This window comes from Streptomyces calidiresistens (genome assembly GCF_014141525.1).
Taxonomy (GTDB): Bacteria; Actinomycetota; Actinomycetes; order Streptomycetales; family Streptomycetaceae; genus Streptomyces; species Streptomyces calidiresistens.
In genome coordinates this window covers 1-1,790 of record NZ_VKHS01000975.1, presented here as the reverse complement: position 1 = coordinate 1,790, position 1,790 = coordinate 1, and the positions used below count along the sequence as shown (strand labels likewise).

Genomic DNA, 1,790 nt, shown 5'->3' with positions numbered 1-1,790 from the left:
GGCCTGGTGATCCACACCGTCACCCGGGCGCCGGGCGGGTCAACCGCCCAGCGCCCGGGTGACGGTGTGGATCACCAGGCCCGCCAACGCGCCGATGATCGTGCCGTTGAGCCGGATGAACTGCAGGTCGCGACCGATGTGCAGCTCGATCTTGCGGGAGGTGTGGCGGGCGTCCCAGCTCGCCACGGTGTCGCTGATCAGCGAGGTGATCTCGCGGCGGTAGCCGGTGACCACGTGGACGGCGGCGTTGGTGACCCAGGTGTCCAGCTTGCCGCGCAGGCGCGGGTCCGCCTCCAGCCGGGCCCCCAGGGAGAGCACGGAGGTGCGGGCGCGCAGCCGCAGCGCGCTGCGCTCGTCCTCGGCCGCCGCCAGCACCATGCTCCGCACGGCCGCCCACGCGGAGGCGATGACGTCCTGCACCTCGGGGCGGTTCAACAGCTCGGACTTGGCCCGCTCGACCCGTTCGCGGGTGGCCGGGTCCTCCCGCAACTGCACCGCCAGGTCGGCCAGGAAGCGGTCCACGGCGCCCCGGGCGGGGTGCGAGGGACTGTCCCGCATCTCGGTGACGAACCGCAGCAGTTCGCGGTAGACGCGGTCGCCGACCCGACGGTCCACGAAGCGGGGCGTCCACCCCGGCGCTCCGCCCTCCACCGCCGTCATGACGGTGTCGCGGTGCTCCACCAACCAGTCGTGGGCCTTGGAGCAGAACAGGTCCACCAGGCGGTGGTGACCACCCTCCTCGACCGTGCGGCCCAGCAGCCGCCCCAGGGCCGGGGAGACCTCGGTCGCCTCGGCGCGGCGGGTGATGGCCTCGCCCAGGATCGCCTGCACGTCGGAGTCCCGCAGGACCGCCATGCCCCCGCGCAGGGCGTTGGCCAACTCGGCGGTGACCCGGTCGGCGTTGTCCGGTTGCGCCAGCCAGGCGCCCACCCGGCCGCCGAGGTCCACGGCGGCGATCTTCTCCCGGACCACCTGCTCGGAGAGGAAGTTCTCGCCGACGAAGTCGCCCAGCGATTCGCCCAGTTGGTCCTTCTTGGTGGGGATGATCGCGGTGTGCGGGATCGGCAGGCCGAGGGGGTGGCGGAACAGGGCGGTGACCGCGAACCAGTCGGCGAGCGCGCCGACCATCCCCGCCTCGGCCGCCGCCGCCACGTACCCGGCCCACGGCCCGGCGCCCCGGGCCTCGGCCCAGGTGGCCAGCACGTAGACGAGCGCCACGAAGACCAGCAGTCCGGTGGCGACCGCCTTCATCCGACGCAGACCGCGCTGCTTCTCCATGTCGATCTCGGTGAAGCCGTCGGTGAGCCGACCCCGGCGCGGTGCGGCGGTCGGGGCGGGACGGGCCCCGGCGCCCGGCGCGTCGGCGGGTTCGGGTACCGGTTCCGGCACCGGTCCGGGGGGCGCGTCGGCGGCCGGCGCGGCGGGGGGTGCCGCCGGGCCGGCGGCGTCCGTCCGCCCGGTGACGGGGTCGGGCGTGTCGGCACCGTCGTCGGGGGAGACGGTGTCCCGCGCGTCCCGGTCCCCCGCTCCCCGCTCCCGCGGTTCCCCGGGATTCCCCGACGCGGCCGCCGGCGTTTCCGCGGCGGCCTCCGCCGCCCCGGCCCCGGGGAGTTCCGCCCGATGTCCGTCGTCGCCCGCGTGCCCGGCGCTGTCCGCGTCCTGATTCATCCGCTCCACCCGTTCGGTTGGTCCCTGTGCATTGTGCGCAACGCGAGGGGGGTCCCACAGCATCCTGTGGGTGGAAGGGGGCGGATCCGTCCCCCGGGTGGGGTGGTGGAGGGGGTGACGAC

At 75.0% G+C, this 1,790-nt stretch carries 1 protein-coding gene; it reads right to left on the bottom strand.

The features are described 5' to 3' along the window. Nucleotides 1-39: 39 nt before the first annotated feature. Entirely contained in the window at nucleotides 40-1,668 is a 1,629-nt protein-coding gene (locus tag FOE67_RS24665; protein WP_228474256.1) for a DUF445 domain-containing protein, read from the bottom strand. Nucleotides 1,669-1,790 lie beyond the last annotated feature (122 nt).

Coding starts and splice junctions, on each gene's coding strand:
- FOE67_RS24665 (WP_228474256.1), bottom strand. CDS start 1,668: ATGAATCAGGACGCGGACAGCGCCGGGCACGCGGGCGACGACGGACAT.